This window comes from Promicromonospora sp. NPDC110617, from assembly GCF_055598465.1.
In genome coordinates this window covers 151,202-172,647 of sequence record NZ_JBVKBM010000003.1, presented here as the reverse complement: position 1 = coordinate 172,647, position 21,446 = coordinate 151,202, and the positions used below count along the sequence as shown (strand labels likewise).

Below are 21,446 nucleotides of genomic sequence, written 5' to 3'. Positions count from 1 at the left end.
TGCCGATAGTCACCCATGAGCATGCATTCCTGGACCACGCGCGCCGTCCACGCCGGCAAGGACGACCTCGCCGCGCTCGGGCTCCATGCCCCGCCGATCGACCTGTCCACCACCTACCCGTCGCACGACGTCGTCGCGGAGGCCGCCCGCCTGGACGAGTTCGCCGAGGGGCACGACGACGGCGGTCCGCCCGTCTACGGCCGGGTCGCCAACCCGACGGTGCGCCGCTTCGAGAACGCCCTGGCCGAGCTCGAGGGAGCGGCGGCCGCGGTCGCGTTCGCGAGCGGCATGGCCGCGCTGTCGGCGTGCCTGCTGACCCAGGTCGCTGCGGGCCGCCCGCACGTCGTCGGGGTGCGGCCGCTGTACGGCACCACCGACCACCTGCTCGACTCCGGGCTGCTCGGCACCTCGGTGACGTGGGCGACGCCGCAGGACGCGGCGTCGGCCATCACGGCCCGGACCGGGCTCGTGGTGGTGGAGAGCCCGGCCAACCCCACGCTCGACGAGGTGGACCTGCGGGCCCTGACCGACGCCTGCGCGCCGGTGCCCGTGCTCGTGGACAGCACGTTCGCCACGCCCGTGCTGCAGCGCCCGCTGGAGCAGGGGGCGACGATGGTGCTGCACAGCGCGACGAAGTACCTGGGCGGACATGGCGACGTGATGGGCGGCGTCGTGGCCTGCGGTGAGGAGCTGGCGCGGTCGCTGCGCCAGGTCCGGTTCGTCACCGGCGCCATGCTGCACCCGATGGCCGGGTACGAGCTGCTCCGCGGCCTGGCGACGCTGCCCGTGCGGGTGCGCGGGGCGGCGGCGACGGCGGCGGAGCTGGCCCGCCGGCTCGGGGAGCACCCGCGGGTGACCCGGGTGCACTACCCGAGCATCGGCGGGGCGATGGTCTCGTTCGAGACCTCCGCCGACCCGGTGGCGCTGGTCTCGGCCGTGCGGCTGATCACCCCGGCCGTGAGCCTCGGCAGCGTGGACAGCCTGATCCAGCACCCGGCGTCGCTGACCCACCGGATCATGGACGAGGTGTCCCGCAAGGAGGCGGGCATCTCGCCGGACCTGGTGCGGCTGTCGGTCGGCCTGGAGGACGTCGACGACCTCTGGGCCGACCTGTCCCAGGCCCTATCCCACGCCGCCCGCTGAAAGCCCGTTGAGTGCTGGCTTTTTGTTGCTCCCACCGCGTCGAAGCAACAAATAGCCAGCACTCAACGAGGTGGTGGGGCGGGCGGCGGCCGCTTAGCGTGAGGGCATGACCAGCACCCCGTACGACCACGACGACCTGCTCGCGTTCCTCGTCGGCTACGGCGTCGCGCTCGGGGCGGGCGACCTGGACGCCCTGGCCGACGGCCTCGCCTACCCATCGGTGATCGTCGAGGCGGACCGGTCCGTCGTGGTGCCCGACGCCGAGGGCGCGCGCGCCAGTCTCGGCGGCATGCTCGGCTCCTACCGGGAGCAGGGGCTGGTCGCCGCCGTGCCCGAGATCAAGGCGGTCGAGCAGGTGGGCGACGCGCTGCTGTGGGTCGACGTGCGGTGGAGCTTCAAGGACGAGAACGCCTCGGAGGCCGCGGCGGACCGGGCGCGCTACCTCGTGCGCCGGGGCCGGGACACTTTCGAGCTGTGCGTGGTCGTGCCGGTCGAGGAGTAGGTCCCGGGACGGTGGGGTGTCGGACGGCGCGGTCCAGGACGACGCGGGCCGGACGGCGTCGGCGCCGGACGACTCGGCTCAGGCCGCCCTGACCTCCCGTCGCATGTGCCAGCGGGTCAGCCGTCCGCTCGTGGCGTCCGTCGGTTCGAGCCGGTCAAAGCCTGCGCGCTCAAACATCCCGACCGTACCGACGAACGCCGCGCTCACCGGGACCCTACGGCCGACCTCGGGCTCCACGGGGAAGGCCTCCAACGCTGTCGCGCCGTGCGCTGCGGCGTAGTCGACCCCGCCGTCGAGCAGCGCCTGAGCGACCCCCTGCCTGCGGAAGCCCGCGCGCACCGTCACGCACATGAACACCCAGGTGGTGGGCCAGGTCTCCGGCTCCCCCACCGGCAGCACGCGCGACCGCTGGAGCGGCCGGGCCGCCGACCGCCGGGAGAAGCCGAGCCAGCCGGCGACCTCGCCGTCACCGTCGACGTCACCGCCGAGGTACGCGAGCATCCCCGGCGCGGGCTCCTCCTCCGTGAGGGCACGCAGCCGGGCCTCGCGCGTCGTCACGTCCTCCTTCGCCGGCGCGCGCCAGTGCATGCACCAGCACGCCTGCTCGCGTCCGCTCGGGTTGAGGACGCGCGCGACGTCGTCGAACCGGTCGGCCGTGGCGGGCACCACCGCGATGCGGGCCTCCGGGATCTGGGCCATGTACGGAACCTACTCCGCCTCACCGACACCCGCGGGACGATGCGCTTGGCACACTTTTTTAACGGACGCCCGCGGGCCGCCCCACGCCCCCTTGCGTGGCACCCCCGTCGTGTGTCATAAATAAGTGACCGCTTATACAAGGAGACAGATCATGACCAGCACGAGCACCATCGACCCGGTCGCGACGGCCGGCCTCATGACCCGCGAGGTCCGCGACGGCAGCCGGGACGGCAAGCCGACCAAGGTCGCGGTCGCCCGCCGCACCTACGCGGCCGACCAGGACGACCTGTGGAACGCCCTCACGTCCGCCGAACGCCTCCCCCGCTGGTTCCTGCCGGTCACCGGCGACCTCACCGTGGGCGGCCGCTACCAGTTCGAGGGCCAGGCCGGCGGCTCGGTCGAGCGCTGCGACGCACCGCGCGGCTTCGCCGTCACCTGGGAGTTCGGCGGCCAGGTCTCCTGGGTGGAGGTCTCCCTGAGCCCGGCCGACGGCGGCACCACGCTCGAGCTGGTGCACGAGGCGCACGTCGACCCCGACTTCTGGGACCAGTACGGCCCCGGTGCCGTCGGCGTCGGCTGGGACCTCGGCCTGGTCGGGCTCGGCCTGCACCTCGCGACAGGCTCCACCAACGACGCCACCGAGTTCGAGCAGTGGACCCTCTCCCCCGTCGGCGTCGAGTTCGTCCGCCTGGCGAGCACGGACTGGGCCGACGCGGCCATCAGGTCCGGGGAGGACGCCGCCCAGGCTCGCGCCGCCGCCCAGCGCACGATCGCGTTCTACACCACGCAGCCGGAGGCCTGAGTGCCGGCCGCCGCCCGGCGGCGCGGTGGCGCGAGCTCCGAGGACCGGCCCGCCCACCGCAGCGGTGCGCTCGGCGGCGACATGGCTGCCGACGGCGACTCCCCCGGCGGGCGGACGCGGGACGCAGCCCTGGACACGGCGCAGGCCGGGGTGTTCGAGGCGCTCGGCGACCCCGTCCGCCGGCGGCTGCTGGAGCTGCTCGCCACCGGCGAGCAGCCCGCCGGAGCCCTGGTCACCGCCCTGCAGGCGCGCGTGCGCATCACGCAGCCCGCGGTGTCGCAGCACCTGAAGGTGCTCCGCGAGGCCGGGCTCGTGCGCGTGCGCGCCGAGGGCACGCGCCGCCTGTACGCCGTGGACGACACCGGGACCGCCGCGGCGCAGGCCTGGCTCGCTCGGTTCGAGGACACGTTCGCGCAGCCGCTCGACGCCCTGGCGACGGAGCTGGCCCGCGGCCGCCGCGAGCGCCGTCGGGCAGCGCCGGACACCACGTCTACCGTCGATGAGGCCGCGGGCTGAGCCCAGAGGCGGGTGGTCGGTAGAAGGTCCGGCGCGCCGACGGCGATGGGTCGCCGCCGCCCACGCCTCCACCGGGCGCCCGTCAGTACCGCTTCGGCAGCTTGAGGTGGCGCTCCGCCATGATCGTGCGCAGCAGGTCCGGCCGGTCGGTGATGAGGCCGTCGACGCCGATGTCCATCAGGGACTCGATGGTGGCGCGGTCGTCGACGGTCCACGGGATCACGTCCATGCCGGCACGGTGCGCGGCGCGGACGAGCTCGGGCGTCGTGAACGGGACGTAGCCCGGGTCGGACACGCTGCCGCCCTGGGGGTCACCGTGCACGGGCGAGACGGCGTCGGCGCCGAACGAGGCGGCTGCGGCGACGAACTTCTGCTGGATCGAGCCCGGGAAGTCGTCGATGTCGAGGCCGCCGAGCCACGGCGACGCGCCGTCGACGCCGACCTGGAGGAACTGCTGGCCGTTGGTCAGCGCCACCAGGCCGAAGCGCGGCTCGACCTCGCTCATCCGCATGAGCGAGCCCCAGTCGAAGCTCTGGATCGTCACCTGGTCGACCAGCCGTGCCTTGCGCACCTCGCGGGCGACGACCTGCACGAACTGCTCGCGCGGCGCCGTCTGCTCGGGGGCGCCGGCCTCGACCTTGGTCTCGATGTTGAGCATGACCTGGTGCGTCCGGTGCCGGTTGACCAGGGCCAGGACCTCCGACAGCAGCGGCATCCGCTCACCCGGGTGCAGCTCCTGGCCGGGGAACTGCGGCTGGCGCAGCGACCCGCAGTCCAGGGTGCGGACCTGCGCGAGCGTGAGGTCCTTGATGTACGTCTTGTTGGGCACATAGGGGAACTCGGGGTCGCCCGGGAACGCTGGCTCCGTGTCGACGCACTTGGCCGGGCTCGGGTCGCGGTCGTGGGTCACGACGGCGTAGCCGTCCTGCGTGATCTGCACGTCGAGCTCGAGCGTGCTGACGCCGAGCGCGAGGGCGTTGTCGAAGGCCGGGAGCGTGTTCTCGACGGTCAGCGCGATGCCGCCCCGGTGAGCCTGCAGGTCGAAGGTGCGGTGGTGGTGCGCGGCTGCGCGCGCGGCGTCGCCCGCGTCGGCGGCGTCGGCGGGCAGGGCCGACGCCGGCGCGGCGCCCAGGGCCAGCGCGCCCACGAGGGTCATGGCGAGAGCGGCGGCAGCGCGAGCGCCGGCAGTGCGGTGTGGGAGGGTCCTCATGTGCCCGAGCCTGGACGGGCCCGGTGTCCGGGGCAAGGCCCGCCGCCGTCGGCCCGGCGACGCGCCCGTGAACGCACGGCGACCACCGGGCCCCGGCCCGCGCGTTCCCGGAGGGACGCCGGGCGCACAGCACCTCCGGGGAAAAGTTGTAGCTCTCCAGGTGGGTAACGCTGTGCTAGCACTGCTCGCTCAGCGTTACCTGCCCGGTGGAGTACACCTTCCCCCGGGTCGTCGGACGACGAAGCCGTGCGAATCCCCAGGTAGGAGTACCGTTCTCGCGTGGCTCATCTGGACTGGGAGATCAAGGCAAGCCTGCTGATGTACGTGATGGGGGCGCCGGGCGGCCGCATCGTGCAGGACGACGCCGTGGGCGGCACGGGCGCCTCGTTCCACTTCCCGCTCGACCCGGAGCGCACGCCCGAGGTGTCCGCGGACTCCTCCTCGTTCGCGTTCACCGGCTCCGTGATCTTCATCGGGCACTTCGGCTCGTTCGTCGGCGAGGTCGCCGACATCGAGATCGTCGCACCCGCCGACGGCGGCGCCGACTGGACCATGTCGATCCGGGACCGTGAGTCGGACGTGCGCACGGTCGCCTTCCGCCTGGCGGGCGCCCCGGAGCGTTCGGCCGACGGCGCGCGCCTCACCTGGGCGCAGGTCGAACTCACGGAGGACGGCGCGAAGCTCTGGGGCGGCAGCTACCCGCCGGCGACCCCCTTCGAGCCGCTGACGATCGACCTCACCTGACCCACCTCGTTGAGTGCTGGCCATTTGCGCTCTCGGAACGTTCCGAGAGCGCAAATAGCCAGCACTCAACGAGGTGGCGAGCGGTCAGGAGGTGGGTGGGGTGACGTCTACCTCGCTCAGGCGGGTCGCCTGCGCCTCGGTGAGGGGCAGGGACAGGGCCGCGATCGCCGTGGTCAGCTGGGACTGCTTGCTGCCGCCCAGCATCGGGTGGATGCCGCGGGCCGCCAGCCAGGCGAGGACCACCTGGCCGCGGGACGCGTCGAGCTCGGCCGCGACGTCGTCGAGCACGGCGAGCCGCCGCGTGCTGCCCGGGTGGTCGAAGACCTCGGGGATGGGCTTGGCCGGGTTGTCGTACGCGCCGGACAGCAGCGGCGTGTAGGCCCAGACGTCCAGGTGCTCGACGGCGGCCAGGTCGACCAGCTCGTCGTCGAGCCAGCCGAACCGGTGGTTCCCCGTCAGCGTGCCCGGGCGGGGCTGGAGGTAGCTGTAGGCGTGCTGCACCACGCTGAACGGCTCCTCGCCCTGCCCGACGGCGTGCCGCCGGGCCCGCTCGACCCGCCACGCGGGGTGGTTCGAGGTGCCGATCCGCGCCACGACGCCGTCGGACACGAGGGCCGCGCAGGCCTCGGCCGTCTCCTCGACCGGGACCGAGCGGTCCTCCATGTGGGCCCAGGCCAGGTCGACGTGGTCGGTGCCGAGCCGCCGCAGGCTGCGCGTGAGCTGCTCCCGGACCGCGGCGGCCGAGAGGCCGGTGCGGGAGGCGGGCCAGTTCGCGGCGTCGCGCGGCTCGGCCCCGAACTTGGTGGAGAGCAGCACGCGGTCGCGGACGCCGGGGCGCGCGGCGAGCCAGCGGCCGAGCACCTCCTCGCTCTGCCCGCCGTAGCCGGACTCGCTGGCCCAGAAGGAGTAGCAGTCGGCGGTGTCGATCCAGCGGCCGCCGGCGTCGACGAACTGGTCGAGAAGGGCGAACGACGTGGTCTCGTCCACCGCGGTGCCGAACATCATGGCGCCGAGCACCAGACGCGCGGCGGGCGTGGTGTCGTGGAAGGTGGCGTGCTGGGTGGCGTGCTGGGTCGTGGTCATGAGAACAGCGAAAACCCTGGAGCGCGCTCCAGGTCAAGGGCAGGATCAGCACATGATCACGTACTCGCCCGCGCAGGCCGCCGAGGTCTCCGGTTTCAGCATCGACACGCTGCGGTACTACGAGCGCGAGGGCATCCTGCGGCCCATCGCGCGGACGTCGGGCGGGCACCGCACCTACACGCAGGACGACCTGGGCTGGCTCGACCTCGTGCACTGCCTGCGCGACACCGGCATGCCGATCGCCGACCTCAAGCGCTACGCCGAGCTGTCGCTCGACGAGGCGACGCTGGCGGCGCGCGTCGCGCTGCTGGAGGAGCACGACCGGCGGGTGCAGGAGTCGATCGACGCCCTGCGCACCCAGCAGGAGCGCCTCCGGGAGAAGATCGCCTGGTACCGCACCCAGGGTGTGTAGGTCGACCCGGCGTGGACTTTCCTCCGATCCGTGGGGGTCCGCTGGTAGGTTTTCCGGCATGACGTCACCAGCACCCGGCGTCGGCGAGGTCGCGCCAGCGGCCGTCGGCCCCGGTCCGGTCCCGTCAACGGATGCCGAGCCCGCAGCAGGCCCCCCGCCGACCCCGGAGCTCGCGCCGGTCCCCGCCCCGCCGGACGAGGACCCGACCAGGGAGCTCGCGCCCGTACCCGCGCCGCCGAGCGTGGACGACGGCGCCGAGCCCGCGGACGGCGGCGCGACCGAGGCCGTGGACGACGGCGCCGAGCCCGCGAACGATCCTGAGCCGGCCGCCGAACCTGAGCTGTCCTCGGGAGACGACGCTGAGCCTGCGGAGCCCGGTCCGATCCCTGAGCCCACCCCGGAGCTCCCGCCCACCCCACCCGCGGAGCCTGCCCAGCCCCTCGCGCCCGCCCCTCGCGCCGCCGCCCTGCCGATGCGGCCGGTGCGGCGCATCCCCGCCAGCGGCGAGCGCCTGGGCCGGTTCACGCTCGCGGAGGCGCTGGGCCACGGCGGCTTCGCGCACGTGTACCAGGCACAGGCCGACGACGGCACCGAGGTGGCCCTGAAGGTCCTGACCGGCCTGCACGACGATGCCCGGGAGCGCTTCGCCCAGGAGGCGCACCTGCTGGAACGGCTCGACGGCCGGGGCTTCCCCCGCTTCGTCGAGGCCGGCCTGGACGCGACGCAGCCCTGGTTCGCGATGGAGCTCGTGCCCGGCACCACGCTGCGCGACCGGGTGCGCGAGGACGGGCCGCTGTCCGGCCCCGAGGCGCTGCACCTGGCCCGGCAGATCGTCGACGCGCTGCTCGTGCTGCAGGAGGAGCGCTGCCTGCACCGCGACCTCAAGCCGGCGAACATCATGGTCGACGGCGACCGCGCCGTCCTCATCGACCTGGGCATCGCCAAGGTGTTCGACGCCGCGACCTCGACGCAGCCCGCCGGGACCATGGCCTACATGGCGCCCGAGCTGTTCGGACGCCGGGTGCACCCGCGGTCGGACGTGTACAGCCTGGGCCTGCTCCTCGTGTACGCGAGCACGGGCGCGCTGCCGCTGGACCTGAACTTCCTGGGCCGGGACCTGACGCCCGCCGACCTCGTGGAGGAGGAGCCGGCCGGCGTCGTCCCGGACGACGACCCCCTGCCCGAGCGCCCGGCCATCGACCGGCACCTGCAGTCCCTGGTCCTGGCCATGACGCGGTACCAGCCGAACCACCGGCCGCCGCTGGAGAACATCGCGAGCGTGGTGCGCGCCCGGATCGCGAGCGCGACGCCCGACCCGACGCTCCTGCTCACCTCGCAGCTCGTCAGCGACGGTGTGACGGCGGCGGAGGTCGCCACGCTGCCCTCGACGGACATCCTGCCGGGCCGGGGCCACACCAAGATGTTCCAGCGTGACCTCGACCGGTCGGACGAGGTCACGCCCACCCGCGTCCCGGAGCCCTGGCACGCCCTGGTCTACGACCGGGCGCTGATGAGCGTGCTCACCGAGGTGCATGCGGACGGGTTCGACGGCGCCGCGGAGCAGGTCGTGGCCGACCACGTCGCGGAGATCGGCGCGGAGGTCGCGGGCGGCCGGACCCCGGCCGAGATCAAGGACTGGATCTGGCAGGCGATGCGCTGGCGGGTCGCCACTCCCCCGGAGGGGCACGCGGACACGCTGCGCGGCTGGCGCGCGTTCCGCAGCCCGGAACCCGCGCCGGCGCCGGCGAACAAGCGCGCACCCGTCACCAGCCGGCCCAGGTCCGTGACCCCGGTCGGGTCGTCCGCGGCGGGGTCGACCGCCGCGGCGCCGCCGTCGGCCACGGCGACCCAGGTGGTGCGCAGCCAGGTGCCGCCGCCGCAGTCGTACCAGCCGCGCAAGAGCCCGGTGAAGCACCTCGGCCCCGCCCCGCAGCAGGCCCGACCCGGCTCGTCCGTACGCACCACCCGCCCGATGCCCACCGTGGCGCCCACCAGGCAGCCGGCGGCGCAGCCGAGCGGGCAGCCGGCTGCGCAGCCCGCCAGGCAGCCCGCCCGGCAGCCCACGGGACAGCCCGCCGTGCAGCCCACGCTCGTGCAGCGGCCCGTCGCGAACCGTCCGCAGAGCATGCCGCCGGGCGGTCAGCCCGCCGCGCAGCCCCGCGGCAAGCAGGGCAAGCCGGGCAAGCAGCCGCGGTCGCCGGCACCCGCACCCGTCGCGCCGCGCAGGCGGCCGTGGCCGGTCCGGCTGCTCGGCGCCCTGCTGCGCTGGGTCCCCCGGCTGCTGCTGGTGAGCGCCGTGTACGTGCTGGTCACCCAGGACGCCCAGGGCGGCGACCCGTTCCTCGCCGCGCCGGCCCTCGGGACCGCCGCGTTCGGGCTGGCCGTGCTGCTGCGCATCGCCGGGCACCGCATGTGGATCTGGGTCTACGTGCTGTGTTCGGTGCTCATCGCCGCCGGCTCGGCGCTCCTGTGGGCCAACAGCACGGGTCAGCTCGTCCTCGGCTGACACCACCGGGCCGCGGGCAGGACACATGCAGCGGGGTTGGTCCCGGCAGAGCTAACGGAAGTCCCGCGACCGCCCCGGGACCGCCAGCGACAGCGGGGCGAGGTGCTCCGCCAGGAGGTTGACGGCACCGTCGGCGGCCTCGATCCGCCCGCGGACCACCATGGCCTGCGCCGACCGCGCGACCCGGCGGAACCGCTGCCACAGCCCGACGGTGCAGATCACGTTCAGCAGCCCCGTCTCGTCCTCCAGGGACAGGAACGTCACGCCCCCGGCCGTGCCCGGCCGCTGCCGGTGCGTCACCACCCCGCCGACGGCGACCCGGCGTCCCGGCTCGGTCACCATCGCCTGGGCGACCGTGAGCACGCCCGCCGCCTCCAGACCCGGCCGGACGTGCTGCGTCGGGTACGAGTCGGGCGTGACGCCGGTCGTCCACGCGTCGGCCTGCGCCAGCTCGACCTCGCTCATCCCCGGCAGCACCGGGGCGTCGACGCCCACGCTGACGCCGGGCAGCGTCGTCGGCCCCTCCTGGCCCAGGGCTCCCGCGGCCCACAGCCCTTCCCGCCGGTCGACGCCGAGCGGCTCCAGCGCCCCGCCCGTCGCGAGCGACTCGAGCTGCGCCGTGGACAGCTCGACCCGCCGGACCAGGTCCCGCAGCGATCCGAACCCCGCCGGGCCCGCGGCGTCGCGGGCCGCCACGATCTCCTCCGCCTTGTCCTTCCCGATGCCCCGCACGGACTCCAGCCCCATGCGGACCGCGAGCGCCGGGTCGGCCCGGACGAGGTCGGCGACGGACGAGGCGGGGGTCTCGACAGGCTCGACCAGCGGAGAAACAGGCTCGACCAGCGCAGGAACAGGCTCGACCAGCGCAGGGACAGGCTCGACCGAGGAGAGCACCCGGGACGCCGCGACCGAGGGTCGCAGCACGCGCACCCCGTGCCGGCGCGCGTCGGCGACCAGGGACTGCGGGGAGTAGAACCCCATGGGCTGGGCGGCGAGCAGCCCGGCGTAGAACGCGGCCGGGTGGTGCACCTTGAGCCACGAGCTCACGTACACGAGGTGCGCGAAGGAGTAGGCGTGCGACTCGGGGAAGCCGAAGTCGGCGAAGGCCCTGAGCTTCTCGAAGATCTGCTCCTGCACCCCGGGCGGGATCTTGTTCGCGGTCATCCCGGCGTAGAGCCGTTCGCGCAGTGCCTCCATGCGCTCCTGGGACCGTTTGGACCCCATGGCGCGCCGCAGCTCGTCGGACTCCTTGGGCGTGAACCCGGCGACGTCGATCGCCATCTGCATGAGCTGCTCCTGGAACAGCGGCACGCCCAGGGTGCGGCTCAGGGAGTTCTTGAGCAGCGGGTGCAGGTACTCGACCTTCTCGCGCCCGCGGGCCCGCTCGATGTAGGGGTGCACGGACCCGCCCTGGATGGGGCCGGGCCGGATGAGCGCGACCTCCACGACGATGCTGTAGAAGTCGCGCGGCCGCAGCCGCGGGAGGGTCGCCATCTGAGCGCGCGACTCCACCTGGAACACGCCCACGGTGTCGGCGGCGCACAGCAGGTCGTACACGAGCGGGTCGTCCTGCGGCGGGTCGTGGAGCTCGAGGCGTTCCCCGGTGTGCTCCTCGACGGACTCGAACGCGTACCGGATGGCGGTCAGCATGCCCAGGCCCAGCAGGTCGAACTTGACCAGCTCGGCGTCGGCGCAGTCCTCCTTGTCCCACTGCAGCACGGTGCGTCCCTCCATGCGGGCCCACTCGACGGGGACCACCTCGATCACCGGGCGGTCGCACATCACCATGCCGCCGGAGTGGATGCCCAGGTGGCGGGGCAGGCGGAGCATGCGGTCGGCGAGGTCGAGCACGTCGTCGGGGATCTCCCCCTCCTGCGCGGCCGACGGCGGTGTGCGGAACGGCACGACGTCGTGGGTGTCGTCGGCGCGTTCCCGGGGCTCGCCCGCGGCGCGCGCCTCCTGCGCGAGCACGTCGACGAAGGTCCCGTTCTCCCCCGGGCCCCAGAGCGCCGTCATGCGGGCGTCCTTGGCGGCGGTCCGGTTCTGCGCGCCAGGGGCGCCGTCCGGCACGCCGTCCGACGGCGGGGTGGTCACCCGCGGTTTGAGCGTGCCCCAGCGCTCGATGCTCTTGGACCAGGCGTCCTGCTGCCCGATGTCGTAGCCGAGCGCGCGGGCGGCGTCGCGCACCGCGGAGCGTGGCCGGTAGGAGATGACGTTGGCGACCTGGGCCGCGTGCGTGCGCCCGAACTTCTCGTAGACGTACTGGATCACCTCCTCGCGGCGTACCGACTCGATGTCGACGTCGATGTCCGGCGGGCCGTCCCGCTCCGGCGCGAGGAACCGCTCGAACAGCAGCCCGTGCCGCACCGCGTCCACGGCGGTGATCCCCAGGGCGAAGCAGACCGCCGAGTTCGCGGCGCTGCCCCGCCCCTGCGCGAGGATGCCGTTGCGCCGGCAGAACTCCACCAGGTCGTAGACCACGAGGAAGTACCCGGGAAACTCCAGGTCGGTGATGACCTTCAGCTCGTGGTCGATCTGCTTCCAGGCCTTCCGGTTGCCCTCCCGGGGGCCGTAGCGCCGGGTCGCGCCCTGGTAGGCGAGCTCGCGCAGCCAGGACTTCTCGTCGTGCCCCTCCGGGACGGGGTAGGGCGGCAGCCTGGGCGCGATGAGCTTCAGGTCGAACGCGCACTCGGCGCCCAGCGCGGCCGCCGTCGGCACGGCCTGGGGGTGCCTGCGGTGCAGGCGCGCCATCTCCGCGCCGCTGCGCAGGTGCGCGGTGGGCGCGCCGGGCAGCCAGCCGTCCAGGTCGTCCAGGCTCGACCGGGCCCGGACCGCGGCGAGCGCCCCGGCGAGGTCGGCGTCCCGGGGGCGGGCGTAGTGCGCGGCGGTGGTGGCGACCAGCGGCAGCCGCTCCTCCTGCGCGAGGAGGGCGAGCGCGTCGTGCAGGTCGGCGTCGCGCGGGTCGCCGGTCGCGGTGATCTCGACGGCCACGTTGTCCCGCCCGAACGCATCGACCAGGCGCCGCAGCTCCCGCCGCCCCCGATCCAACCGATCAACCCGGTTCCCAGCTCGTTGAGTGCTGGGTATCTGTGGGGTCGAATCGGTTCGAGAGCGCAAATACCCAGCACTCGACGAGGGGGACAGGGCCTGGCGGACCGGGCCCTTGCGGCAACCCGTGAGGACCAGCCACTGCCCGTCCGCAGCCTCGCCCAGGGTCTCCAGGGTGTAGTTCGCGGCGCCCTTGACGCCCGCGTCGAGGTGCGCGGTGCCGATCGCGCTCGACAGGTTGCGATACCCCTGCGGCCCACGCGCGAGCACGAGCAGGTGCGTCGCGCGCGGGTCGGGGGTCCCGGTCGGCGGGTCGAGCACGGGCATGCCGGCGGAGCCGCGCCTGCCGGTCGAGACCGTCGGCAGGTGCAGCTCCGCCCCGAACGCGGTCTTGAGCCCGACCTTCTTCGCCGCCTGCGAGAACCGCACCACGCCGTACAGCCCGTCGTGGTCGGTGATCGCGAGCGTCTTCAGCCCGAGGCGCGCACCCTCGGCGGCGAGCTCCTCGGGGTGCGAGGCGCCGTCGAGAAAGCTGAACGCGGAGTGCGCGTGCAGCTCGGCATAGGGCACGTCCCGGTCGCGCGGCGCGGGCCTAGTCATAGAGCGCCTCCAGGGACCATGTCCCCGCTGCCGACGAGAGCAGCAGGCCGAGCGTGAGCCCGTCCCGTCCGGCGGGGCCGTCGACCACCACCTGGAGGAACACGCGGCGCTTGCCCCGCGACGTCCACCAGCGTTCGGCGACCGGCCAGGGCCCGGCCCAGTCGACGACGGCGGCGTCGAGACCGGCCCATGCCGCGCCGTCGTCGGCCGGCTCCTCCGGCACCAGCACGCGGGCCGGCTCGCCGCTGACCGCCAGGCGCACGTCGACGACGACGGGCCGCCCGGCGGCGTCCAGCACGCGCGCGGGGACGGGCTCGGGCAGCACGACCGACGGCGCCGGGGGCGGCAGCGCACCGGGCCAGGGCCGGTCGGGGTCGCGCTCGGCCGGGACCTGCTCGCCGTAGGGCACGAGCTGCACGCGGTCGCGGGGGTCACGCCCGCCCTGGAGCCGCACGGTGAGCACGGCGTCGCCGCCGAGCAGGGCCTGCACGCGCTCGACGGCGCGGCGGGCACGCAGGTCCTCGCCGGCGCCGGGCCCCCACAGGCGCGGCTGCAGCGCCCCGGCGGGGGTGACCTCCTCGGCAGCCAGGCTCAGGCCCGCGATGGGGGCGGGCTGTTCGCTCTGCCCGAGGGACGACGCCGTGAGCCAGCCCTCGAGCTGCCAGCGCACGCGGTCGGTGATCCGGGCGGCCGACAGCCCGCCGAGGGTGTCGTCCGTGCGCCACAGCCGCTCCAGGGTGCGGGCATCGCCCGTGACCGGGTCGACGGCGCGCGCCGTGATCCGCAGCCGGCCGCACGCCAGACCGCCCCGGTGCAGGTCGTCGTGCAGGCGCTCGGCGAGGCGGCGGGCCGCGAAAGTCGCGACGTCGACCCGGTGCGCCGGCGGGTCCAGCTCCTCGGTGACGGTCAGGTCCTCGACGAGCCGGCGCCGGGCGGGCGGGCGCACGTCCTGCCCGCGGGCGAGGCGCTGCGCCCACACGCCGAGGTCGCCGAACCGGGCGGCGACGGCGGCGTCGGGCAGGGCGGCCAGGTCCGCGAGCGTGCGCACGCCGAGGCGGCGCCACAGGTCGACCAGCTCGGTCAGCGCCCGGTCGGCGGGCCGGGCGTGCACGAGCACGGCGGCGGGACGGGGCGCGAGGTAGTCCCGGGAGTCCCCCGGCGGCACGACGGCGTCGTCCCGCGCGGCCAGGACGGCGGCCAGGTAGCCGTCCGCGACCCCGACCTGGCACTCGTGGCCGGTGCGGACGGCGACCTGCTCGGTCAGCTCGCGCGCCAGGTCGTGCTCGGAGCCGTGGTAGCGGGCCGCGCCGCCGGACGGCAGCAGGAGCAGTCCCGGGCGGGCGATCTCCAGCCCCGAGACCACGGTCTCGGCGGCCACGGCGACGGGTTCGAACTCGCGGGCGTCGCGGGCGTCGTCGGCGGCCCAGAGCTGCAGGTCGGGGCAGCGCCCCTGGGCCTCGCGACGGCGCATGCCGCGGCGCACCCCGGCGCTGCGCGCGGGGGCGGACACCGCGACGATCCGCCCGCCGGGGCCGCCCGTGACGGCGGCGGGCACCTCGGGGCCCAGGCCGGCGACGACCAGGGCGGCGACGACCGGCCAGTCGGGCACCCAGAGGCACGCGGTGCGGGTCACGGCCGTCGCGGTGGCGGTGCGCTCGCTCATCCCACCAGCTCCAGCGACGGGCGACCCTCGGCATCCTCGTCCCGCACGGTCCCCGCACCCCGGGCGCCGAGGGGCTCGACCGCGGCCGCCCGGCACACCGGCACCTCCACGTCCAGGTGCACCGGGCGCGCCGCGCTCCCCCGGCCGGTGCGGCGCACCCGCAGGGTCCGGCGCCGCAGCCAGCCCACCCCGCCGTCGACCCCCGACCAGGCCCCGCCGGTGGCCTCGAGCACCACGTGCGCCCCGGCCCAGCCGCCTGCGGCACCTGACGAGGCGGCCGGGAGCAGGACGGTGCCCCGGTCGCGGGCGCGCGCCGACAACCGGCGGCGGTCCTGGTCCAGGAGGGCCACCTCCGGACCGACCACCACCACGTCCATGCCGTCGATCAGCGCGGCGAGCACGGCGGGCGCGTCCACCCCCGACCCGGCCGGCAGCGGCACCACCAAGGTGCGCGCCAGGTCGCACCCGGCGTCGGCGGCCGCGGCCAGCCCCGCGGCGGGGTACCCGACCAGCACCGTCCAGGCCCCATCCCGGGACGCCTCGGCAAGCAGCGTGAGCAGCAGCGACGTCGAGCCCCGGACCACCACGGTGGTCCCGGCCCGCAGGCCGCCGTCCGGCAGCAGGGCAGCCAGGTGCGGGTGCACGGGCAGCACCCGCGTGTCCTCGCCCGGGTGCCCCACCCGGCCGCCCGACGACGCCGCGGGTTCCGCGGGACGGACCTCGGCCGGCGCGGACACCGGCACCGGATCGGTCAGGAGCCCGCCCCGCAGCGCCCGGACCTGCATCCTGGAGGGTTCGTGCGACGTGGCCTGCCGGCGGACACCGGTGCGCGCCTCGGCCGACCGCAGCGCCGCGAGCGCCTGCGCGTGCTTGCTGCCGTCGCCGGCAGGGACGGCGTCGGCGGCGGTGTCGGCCTTCGAGGAGATGGTTACGACGGTCATGTCCCTCCAGCGATGGTGCCTGCCGGCGGAGACCGGTGGTGGAGCACTCTACGAACACACGTTCGATAGAACACCAGTACACCGCCCCTGGCGCGCGCTGTCAAACCATCCGGTTCGCAACACTGCCCGCGCGCCGAAGGCCCGACCCGGGACAGGTAGGCCGTCACGGCGCACGATCCCGAGCGACGCCGGGCAGGCGCCCTGAGGGACGTGGGGCAGGCGCCCTGAGGGACGTGGGGCAGGCGTCACAGAGCGACGTCGGGCAGACATCCCAGGTAGAGCATGCCCAGACGGCAGGGGCCGGCGGGGCCGAATTCCGTTCGGCTCAAAGTCGGGTCTTCCAGCTGATCCGAATAGTTCGGCCATGCTGAACCAGGCGTGGCAGGAGCCAGCGATCTTCAGCCCTGCTGAATTCTCAAGCTGGGCTGAATCACCAAGGGCTGAGGTGGACGTTCTCCAGCAGAACCGGCACCCCCTGGCTGACCATGCATTGCCTGCCAGAGCCTCCCCCGACCAGCCCGCCAGACAGCCAGACAGCAGGCAGGCACCGCGACCGGAACACGCCGAGGCCCGGACACTTCCCGCACCGGTCAGCGATGCGGGAAGCGTCCGGGCCTCGGAGGGACCGAACAGCAGGGAGTACGGCAGGCCCCGCGAAAGCCGGTCAGGTCTCCGGCACGTAGAGCGACAGCGTGTGCGCCACGAGGGCCGGCTTCTCGGCCCCCTCGATCTCGACGGTGACCTTCGAGGCGAGCCGCACGCCGGCCGTCGTCGGCTCGGCCGAGAGGATCTCGGTGACGGCCCGCACACGCGCGCCCGACGGCACCGGGCTGAGGAACCGCAGCCGGTCCATGCCGTAGTTCATCACCATGGCGACACCGCCGACCTCGACGAGCGAGGACGCCAGGCGCGGCAGCAGCGACAGGGTGAGGTAGCCGTGCGCGATCGTGGAGCCGAACGACCCGGCGGCTGCCCGCTCGGCGTCGAGGTGGATCCACTGGTGGTCCTCGGTCGCGTCGGCGAACGCCGCGATCCGCTCCTGGGTGACCTCGAACCACTCGCCCGTGGCGGTGCGGCCCACGGCGTCGGCGAGGTCCGCCGGCGAGCCGACGGCGATGACGCTCTCCGCGGCCGCCGTCATGCCTTGGGGCCGCCCGCCACGTACAGCACCTGCCCCGAGACGAACCCGGACTGCTCCGCGCAGAAGAACGACACGGCGTTCGCGATGTCCTCGGGCTGGCCCACGCGCCCCACGGGCACGTCCTTGGCGGCCACGCTCAGGTAGTCGGCCAGCGACACCCCGATGCGCTCGGCGGTCTCGCGGATCATGTCGGTCTCGATCACGCCGGGCGCCACGGCGTTCGCGGTGACGCCGAACTTGCCGAGCTCGATCGCCAGGGTCTTGGTGAAGCCCTGCATGCCCGCCTTGGCTGCCGAGTAGTTGGCCTGGCCGCGGTTGCCGAGCGCCGACGTCGAGGACAGGTTCACGATGCGGCCGTACTTCGCCTCCACCATGTGCGCCTGCACGGCCCGGGTCATCAGGAACGCGCCCCGCAGGTGCACGCCCAGCACGGCGTCCCAGTCGGCGACGGACATCTTGAACAGCAGGTTGTCGCGCAGGATCCCGGCGTTGTTCACCAGCACGGTGGGGGCGCCCAGCTCGGCGGTGACGCGGGCGACGGCGGCGGCGACCGAGTCCTCGTCGGCGACGTCGACGCCCACGGCGAGCGCCCGCCCGCCGTCGGCCACGATGGCCTCCGCGGTGTCCTTGGCCTGGTCCTCCAGGAGGTCCAGGACGGCGACGGCGAAGCCGTCCCGCGCGAGCCGGCGGGCCGTGGCGGCGCCGATGCCGCGGGCCGCTCCGGTGACGATGGCTGTACGAGTCATCAGGGGTTTCCTCTCGATGCGTTCATCTCGGTGGACGTCGTCGTGCGACGTACGGTGCGAATATCTCAGGTCAGGACATCACGAGCTGCCGCAGCGCCGCGCCGGAGGCGAGGCGGTCGAGCGCGACGGGCAGGTCGTCCAGGGTGATGCGGTCGGACACCAGCCGCTCCAGGGGCAGCCGCCCGGCCCGCCACAGCTCCACGTAGCGCGGGATGTCGCGGTTCGGCACCGCGGAGCCGAGGTAGGAGCCCACCACGGTGCGGGCCTCGGCGGTGAGGCTGAGCGGGGAGACGCTCGCCCGCGCGTCGGGGTGGGGCAGCCCCACCGTGACGGTGGTGCCGCCCGGGGCCGTCCGCGCGTAGGCGGTCTCGAACGCGCGGGCCGAGCCCGCCGCCTCGATCACCACGGGGGCGCGCAGGCCCTGGTCGGCGGCCTCCTGCGGCCCGACGGCCTGGGCGGCGCCGAGCTCGCGCGCCAGGTCGAGCTTGGCGGGCACGGCGTCGACGCCCACCACCTCGTGCCCGAGCGCCACGGCCACCAGGAGCGCCGCCATGCCCACGCCGCCGAGCCCCACGACGGCGACCCGGTCGCCCGGCGCGGGCTTGCCGGCGTTGACGACGGCGCCGCCGCCGGTCAGCACCGCGCAGCCGAGCAGCGCCGCGACGTCGGGCGGCACGTCGTCGTCGACGGGCACCACGGAGGTCTCCGAGACCACGGCGTGGGTCGCGAACGCGCTCACCCCGAGGTGGTGGTGCACCTCCTGCGTGCCGCTCGCCCCGGGAACGGCACGCGACAGCCGCCGCCCACCGCCCACGAGCGTCCCGGCCGCGTTGGCCGCCGACCCCACCGCGCACGGCAGCCGCCCGTCGGTGGCGCACTGCGCGCACTGCCCGCAGCGCGGCAGGAACGTCATGACCACCCGCTGCCCGACGGCGAGGCGTGCACCGGGGCCGGTCGCCTCCACGACGCCGGCGGCCTCGTGGCCGAGCAGCATCGGCACCGGCCGGGCGCGGTTGCCGTCCACGACCGACAGGTCGGAGTGGCACAGCCCCGCGGCCTCGATCCGCACCAGCACCTCACGCTCGCCCGGTGGGTCGAGCTCCAGCGGCCCGACCGTGACCGGCCGGGACTCCGCGTAGGGCGCCGGGGCGCCGCAGCGCTCCAGCACCGCGCCGGTGACCCGCATCAGAGCTTCTCCAGCACCATCGCCATGCCCTGGCCGCCGCCCACGCACATCGTCTCCAGACCGTACTGGCCCCCGGTGTCGGCGAGCGCGTTGATCAGGGTGGAGGTGATGCGCGCCCCGGTCATCCCGAACGGGTGCCCGACGGCGATGGCGCCGCCGTTGACGTTCAGCCGCTCCGGCTCGACGCCGAGCTCGCGTGCCGACGGGATCACCTGGGCGGCGAACGCCTCGTTGATCTCCACGAGGTCCATGTCGTCGACCGTGAGCCCGGCGCGGCGCAGCGCCTGCCGGCTGGCCTCGACGGGGCCGAGCCCCATGATCTCCGGGGACAGCCCGCTGACCCCGGTGGACACGATGCGGGCCAGCGGGGTCAGGCCGAGCTCGTCGACCACGCGGCCGGAGACGATGACGATCGCGGCCGCGCCGTCGTTCAGGGGGCAGGCGTTGCCCGCGGTGACGCTGCCGTCGGGGCGGAACACCGGCTCCAGCGTCGCGAGCTTCTCCACGGTGGTGCCCGGCCGCGGGCCGTCGTCGGCGGAGACGACCGTGCCGTCGGGCAGGGTGACGGGCGTGATGTCCCGGGCCCAGAAGCCGGCCGCGACGGCCGCCTCGGCCCGCTGCTGGCTGCGGGCCGCGAACTCGTCCTGCTCGGTGCGCGTAACGCCGCGCAGCGCGGCGACGTTCTCCGCCGTCTGGCCCATGGAGATGTACGCGTCGGGCAGCACGCCCTCCAGCCGCGGGTCGGTCCACAGTCCCGTGCCGGCCCCGGCGCGCTTCTCGGTGCGGGCCAGGGCGTCGGCGAAGACCGGGTTGTGCAGGTCCACGCCCGGGATGTGGTCGCTCGACCCGGTGGCGAACGAGCTGACGGACTCCACGCCCGCGGAGACGAAGACGTCGCCCTCGCCCGCCTTGATGGCGTGGAAGGCCATGCGGGTGGTCTGCAGGCTGGAGCTGCAGTACCGCGTGACCGTCGCGCCGGGCACCATGTCCCAGCCGCACAGCACGGCGACGATGCGGGCCAGGTTCATGCCCTGCGTGCCGCCGGGCAGGCCGCAGCCCAGCAGCAGGTCGTCGATGCGCGCCGGGTCCAGGCCCGGCACCTTGTCGACGGCGGCGCGCACCATCTCGGCGGCCAGGTCGTCGGGACGGACGTCCTTGAGCGACCCCTTGTGCGCGCGCCCGATGGGCGAGCGCGCGGTGGCGACGATGTAGGCCTCGGTCATAGCTCCTCCTTGAGCCTGTGGGGGGGGTGAGCCAGGTTCAGACGAACGCCGCGTGGCCGGTGATGGCCCGGCCCACGATGAGCTGGTTCATGTCCTTGGTCCCCTCGAACGTGTAGACGGCCTCGGCGTCGGCGAAGAACCGGGCGACGCCGTGATCCAGTGTGATCCCGTTGCCGCCGCACGCCTCCCGGCACAGCGCGACGGTCTCGCGCATCCGGGTGGTGACGAACGCCTTGGCCATCGCGGCGTGGGCGTCCTTCTGGGTGCCGAGGTCCTGGAGCTGGGCCACTCGCACGCACATGGCGAAGCTCGCCGTGACGTTCGCGTACGCCGTGGCGAGCTTGTCCTGGATCAGCTGGTAGCTGGCGATGGGGTTGCCGAACTGCTCGCGCTGCCTCGTGTAGGCCACGGCGGCCTCGTAGGCGCCGATCATGGTGCCGAGCGCCTGCCAGGACACGCCGTCGCGCGTGATGCGCAGCACCTTGGCGACGTCGCGGAAGCCGTCGATGCCCTGCAGCCGGTCGGCCTCGTCCACGCGCACGTCGTCGAGCACGATGTCGGCGTTCTGCACGATGCGCAGGGACTGCTTGCGCTCGATCTTGGTGGCGGTGAAGCCAGGTGTGCCCTTCCGCACCAGGAAGCCCTTGACCTGGTCGTCGGCGGTGTCCTTGGCCCAGATGACGACGACGTCGGCGAACGTGGCGTTGCCGATCCAGCGCTTGGCGCCGTTGATCACCCAGGTGTCGCCCGTGCGGGTGGCGGTGGTGCGCAGGCCCTTCGCGGTGTCGGAGCCGGCCAGGGGCTCGGTGAGCCCGAACGCGCCGATCAGGTCGCCGGCCGCCATGGGCGGCAGCCACTTCGCGCGCTGCTCGGCGCTGCCGCCGACGCCGATCGAGGTCATCGCCAGGCCGCCGGACACCCCGATGAAGGTGCAGAACGAGGAGTCGACGCGCGCCGTCTCCATGCCCACCCAGCCGCGGAACACGGCCGAGGTCTCCTCCCCCTGCGTCTCGGCCCAGCCCGAGCCGATGGTGCCGAGCTGCGCGTAGGGCTTGAACAGGTGCACGGGGCACTCGGCGCGCTCCCAGTAGTCGTCCGCGATGGGACGCACCTCGCGCTCCATGAACTCCCGCACGGCCAGGGCCTTCTTCTGCTCGGCCGGGGTGAGCAGGTCCTGGAACGCGTAGAAGTCCGCCTCCAGCAGGTCGGTGCCCGGCTCAGTGGCGGGCGGCTCGGGTGCGAGCGTCATCGGTCCTCCGATCGTCGTCGATCTGATGCATG

At 74.4% G+C, this 21,446-nt stretch carries 18 protein-coding genes; 7 read left to right on the top strand and 11 right to left on the bottom strand.

Annotation, left to right across the window (positions count from 1 at the left end):
• The first annotated feature begins 15 nt into the window (after window positions 1-15).
• Window positions 16-1,143, top strand: a complete 1,128-nt coding sequence (locus tag ACZ7LE_RS18505) for a trans-sulfuration enzyme family protein (protein ID WP_470404714.1) — start codon at window positions 16-18, stop codon at window positions 1,141-1,143.
• Between the two features lie 106 nt (window positions 1,144-1,249).
• Window positions 1,250-1,645, top strand: a complete 396-nt coding sequence (locus ACZ7LE_RS18500) for a hypothetical protein (protein ID WP_470404713.1) — start codon at window positions 1,250-1,252, stop codon at window positions 1,643-1,645.
• 78 nt (window positions 1,646-1,723) lie between these two features.
• On the opposite strand, the gene ACZ7LE_RS18495 is transcribed toward ACZ7LE_RS18500, so the two are convergent.
• The gene (locus tag ACZ7LE_RS18495) at window positions 1,724-2,344 is read right to left on the bottom strand and encodes a GNAT family N-acetyltransferase (protein ID WP_470404712.1); all 621 of its coding nucleotides are present in this window, start codon (window positions 2,342-2,344) and stop codon (window positions 1,724-1,726) included.
• Between the two features lie 151 nt (window positions 2,345-2,495).
• Between ACZ7LE_RS18495 and ACZ7LE_RS18490 the strand changes: the two genes are divergently transcribed.
• Together ACZ7LE_RS18490 and ACZ7LE_RS18485 are read left to right on the top strand one after the other, a co-directional pair.
• The gene (locus tag ACZ7LE_RS18490; protein WP_470404711.1) at window positions 2,496-3,146 is read left to right on the top strand and encodes an SRPBCC family protein; all 651 of its coding nucleotides are present in this window, start codon (window positions 2,496-2,498) and stop codon (window positions 3,144-3,146) included.
• Window positions 3,147-3,662, top strand: a complete 516-nt coding sequence (locus ACZ7LE_RS18485; RefSeq protein ID WP_470404710.1) for an ArsR/SmtB family transcription factor — start codon at window positions 3,147-3,149, stop codon at window positions 3,660-3,662.
• An 82-nt stretch (window positions 3,663-3,744) separates the two neighbouring features.
• On the opposite strand, the gene ACZ7LE_RS18480 is transcribed toward ACZ7LE_RS18485, so the two are convergent.
• Window positions 3,745-4,818 (bottom strand): glycerophosphodiester phosphodiesterase family protein, encoded by a 1,074-nt coding sequence (locus ACZ7LE_RS18480; RefSeq protein WP_470405315.1) that lies wholly within the window; start codon window positions 4,816-4,818, stop codon window positions 3,745-3,747.
• A 333-nt stretch (window positions 4,819-5,151) separates the two neighbouring features.
• Between ACZ7LE_RS18480 and ACZ7LE_RS18475 the strand changes: the two genes are divergently transcribed.
• Window positions 5,152-5,616, top strand: a complete 465-nt coding sequence (locus ACZ7LE_RS18475; protein ID WP_470404709.1) for an HtaA domain-containing protein — start codon at window positions 5,152-5,154, stop codon at window positions 5,614-5,616.
• 84 nt (window positions 5,617-5,700) lie between these two features.
• On the opposite strand, the gene ACZ7LE_RS18470 is transcribed toward ACZ7LE_RS18475, so the two are convergent.
• Window positions 5,701-6,699 carry an aldo/keto reductase gene (locus ACZ7LE_RS18470; protein ID WP_470404708.1) on the bottom strand — a complete coding sequence of 333 codons (999 nt, stop codon included), beginning with the start codon at window positions 6,697-6,699 and terminating at the stop codon, window positions 5,701-5,703.
• 52 nt (window positions 6,700-6,751) lie between these two features.
• Between ACZ7LE_RS18470 and ACZ7LE_RS18465 the strand changes: the two genes are divergently transcribed.
• Both ACZ7LE_RS18465 and ACZ7LE_RS18460 read left to right on the top strand, forming a co-directional pair.
• Window positions 6,752-7,111, top strand: coding sequence for a MerR family transcriptional regulator (locus ACZ7LE_RS18465; protein ID WP_400545397.1), 360 nt, complete (start codon window positions 6,752-6,754; stop codon window positions 7,109-7,111).
• A 58-nt stretch (window positions 7,112-7,169) separates the two neighbouring features.
• Window positions 7,170-9,617, top strand: coding sequence for a serine/threonine-protein kinase (locus ACZ7LE_RS18460; RefSeq protein ID WP_470404707.1), 2,448 nt, complete (start codon window positions 7,170-7,172; stop codon window positions 9,615-9,617).
• A gap of 51 nt (window positions 9,618-9,668) precedes the next feature.
• Here the strand turns inward: ACZ7LE_RS18460 and ACZ7LE_RS18455 are convergent, their stop codons facing one another.
• The 8 genes from ACZ7LE_RS18455 to ACZ7LE_RS18420 form a co-directional block, all read right to left on the bottom strand.
• On the bottom strand, window positions 9,669-13,265 hold the full coding sequence (locus ACZ7LE_RS18455) for an error-prone DNA polymerase (protein ID WP_470404706.1): 3,597 nt from the start codon (window positions 13,263-13,265) through the stop codon (window positions 9,669-9,671).
• On the bottom strand, window positions 13,258-14,928 hold the full coding sequence (locus tag ACZ7LE_RS18450) for a DNA polymerase Y family protein (RefSeq protein WP_470404705.1): 1,671 nt from the start codon (window positions 14,926-14,928) through the stop codon (window positions 13,258-13,260). The genes ACZ7LE_RS18455 and ACZ7LE_RS18450 overlap by 8 nt, the downstream gene beginning before the upstream one ends.
• Window positions 14,925-15,869: a hypothetical protein gene (locus tag ACZ7LE_RS18445; protein ID WP_470404704.1), complete on the bottom strand. Its 945-nt coding sequence runs from the start codon at window positions 15,867-15,869 to the stop codon at window positions 14,925-14,927. The genes ACZ7LE_RS18450 and ACZ7LE_RS18445 overlap by 4 nt, the downstream gene beginning before the upstream one ends.
• A gap of 664 nt (window positions 15,870-16,533) precedes the next feature.
• The gene (locus ACZ7LE_RS18440) at window positions 16,534-17,010 is read right to left on the bottom strand and encodes a MaoC family dehydratase (RefSeq protein WP_470404703.1); all 477 of its coding nucleotides are present in this window, start codon (window positions 17,008-17,010) and stop codon (window positions 16,534-16,536) included.
• Window positions 17,007-17,756: a 3-oxoacyl-ACP reductase FabG gene (fabG, locus tag ACZ7LE_RS18435; protein WP_470404702.1), complete on the bottom strand. Its 750-nt coding sequence runs from the start codon at window positions 17,754-17,756 to the stop codon at window positions 17,007-17,009. Before fabG ends, ACZ7LE_RS18440 begins: the two co-directional genes overlap by 4 nt.
• Window positions 17,757-17,826: 70 nt before the next feature.
• On the bottom strand, window positions 17,827-18,942 hold the full coding sequence (locus ACZ7LE_RS18430; protein ID WP_470404701.1) for an alcohol dehydrogenase catalytic domain-containing protein: 1,116 nt from the start codon (window positions 18,940-18,942) through the stop codon (window positions 17,827-17,829).
• Window positions 18,942-20,165, bottom strand: a complete 1,224-nt coding sequence (locus ACZ7LE_RS18425; RefSeq protein WP_470404700.1) for an acetyl-CoA C-acetyltransferase — start codon at window positions 20,163-20,165, stop codon at window positions 18,942-18,944. The genes ACZ7LE_RS18430 and ACZ7LE_RS18425 overlap by 1 nt, the downstream gene beginning before the upstream one ends.
• 37 nt (window positions 20,166-20,202) lie before the next feature.
• Entirely contained in the window at window positions 20,203-21,414 is a 1,212-nt protein-coding gene (locus ACZ7LE_RS18420; RefSeq protein ID WP_470404699.1) for an acyl-CoA dehydrogenase family protein, read from the bottom strand.
• Between the last annotated feature and the right edge of the window lie 32 nt (window positions 21,415-21,446).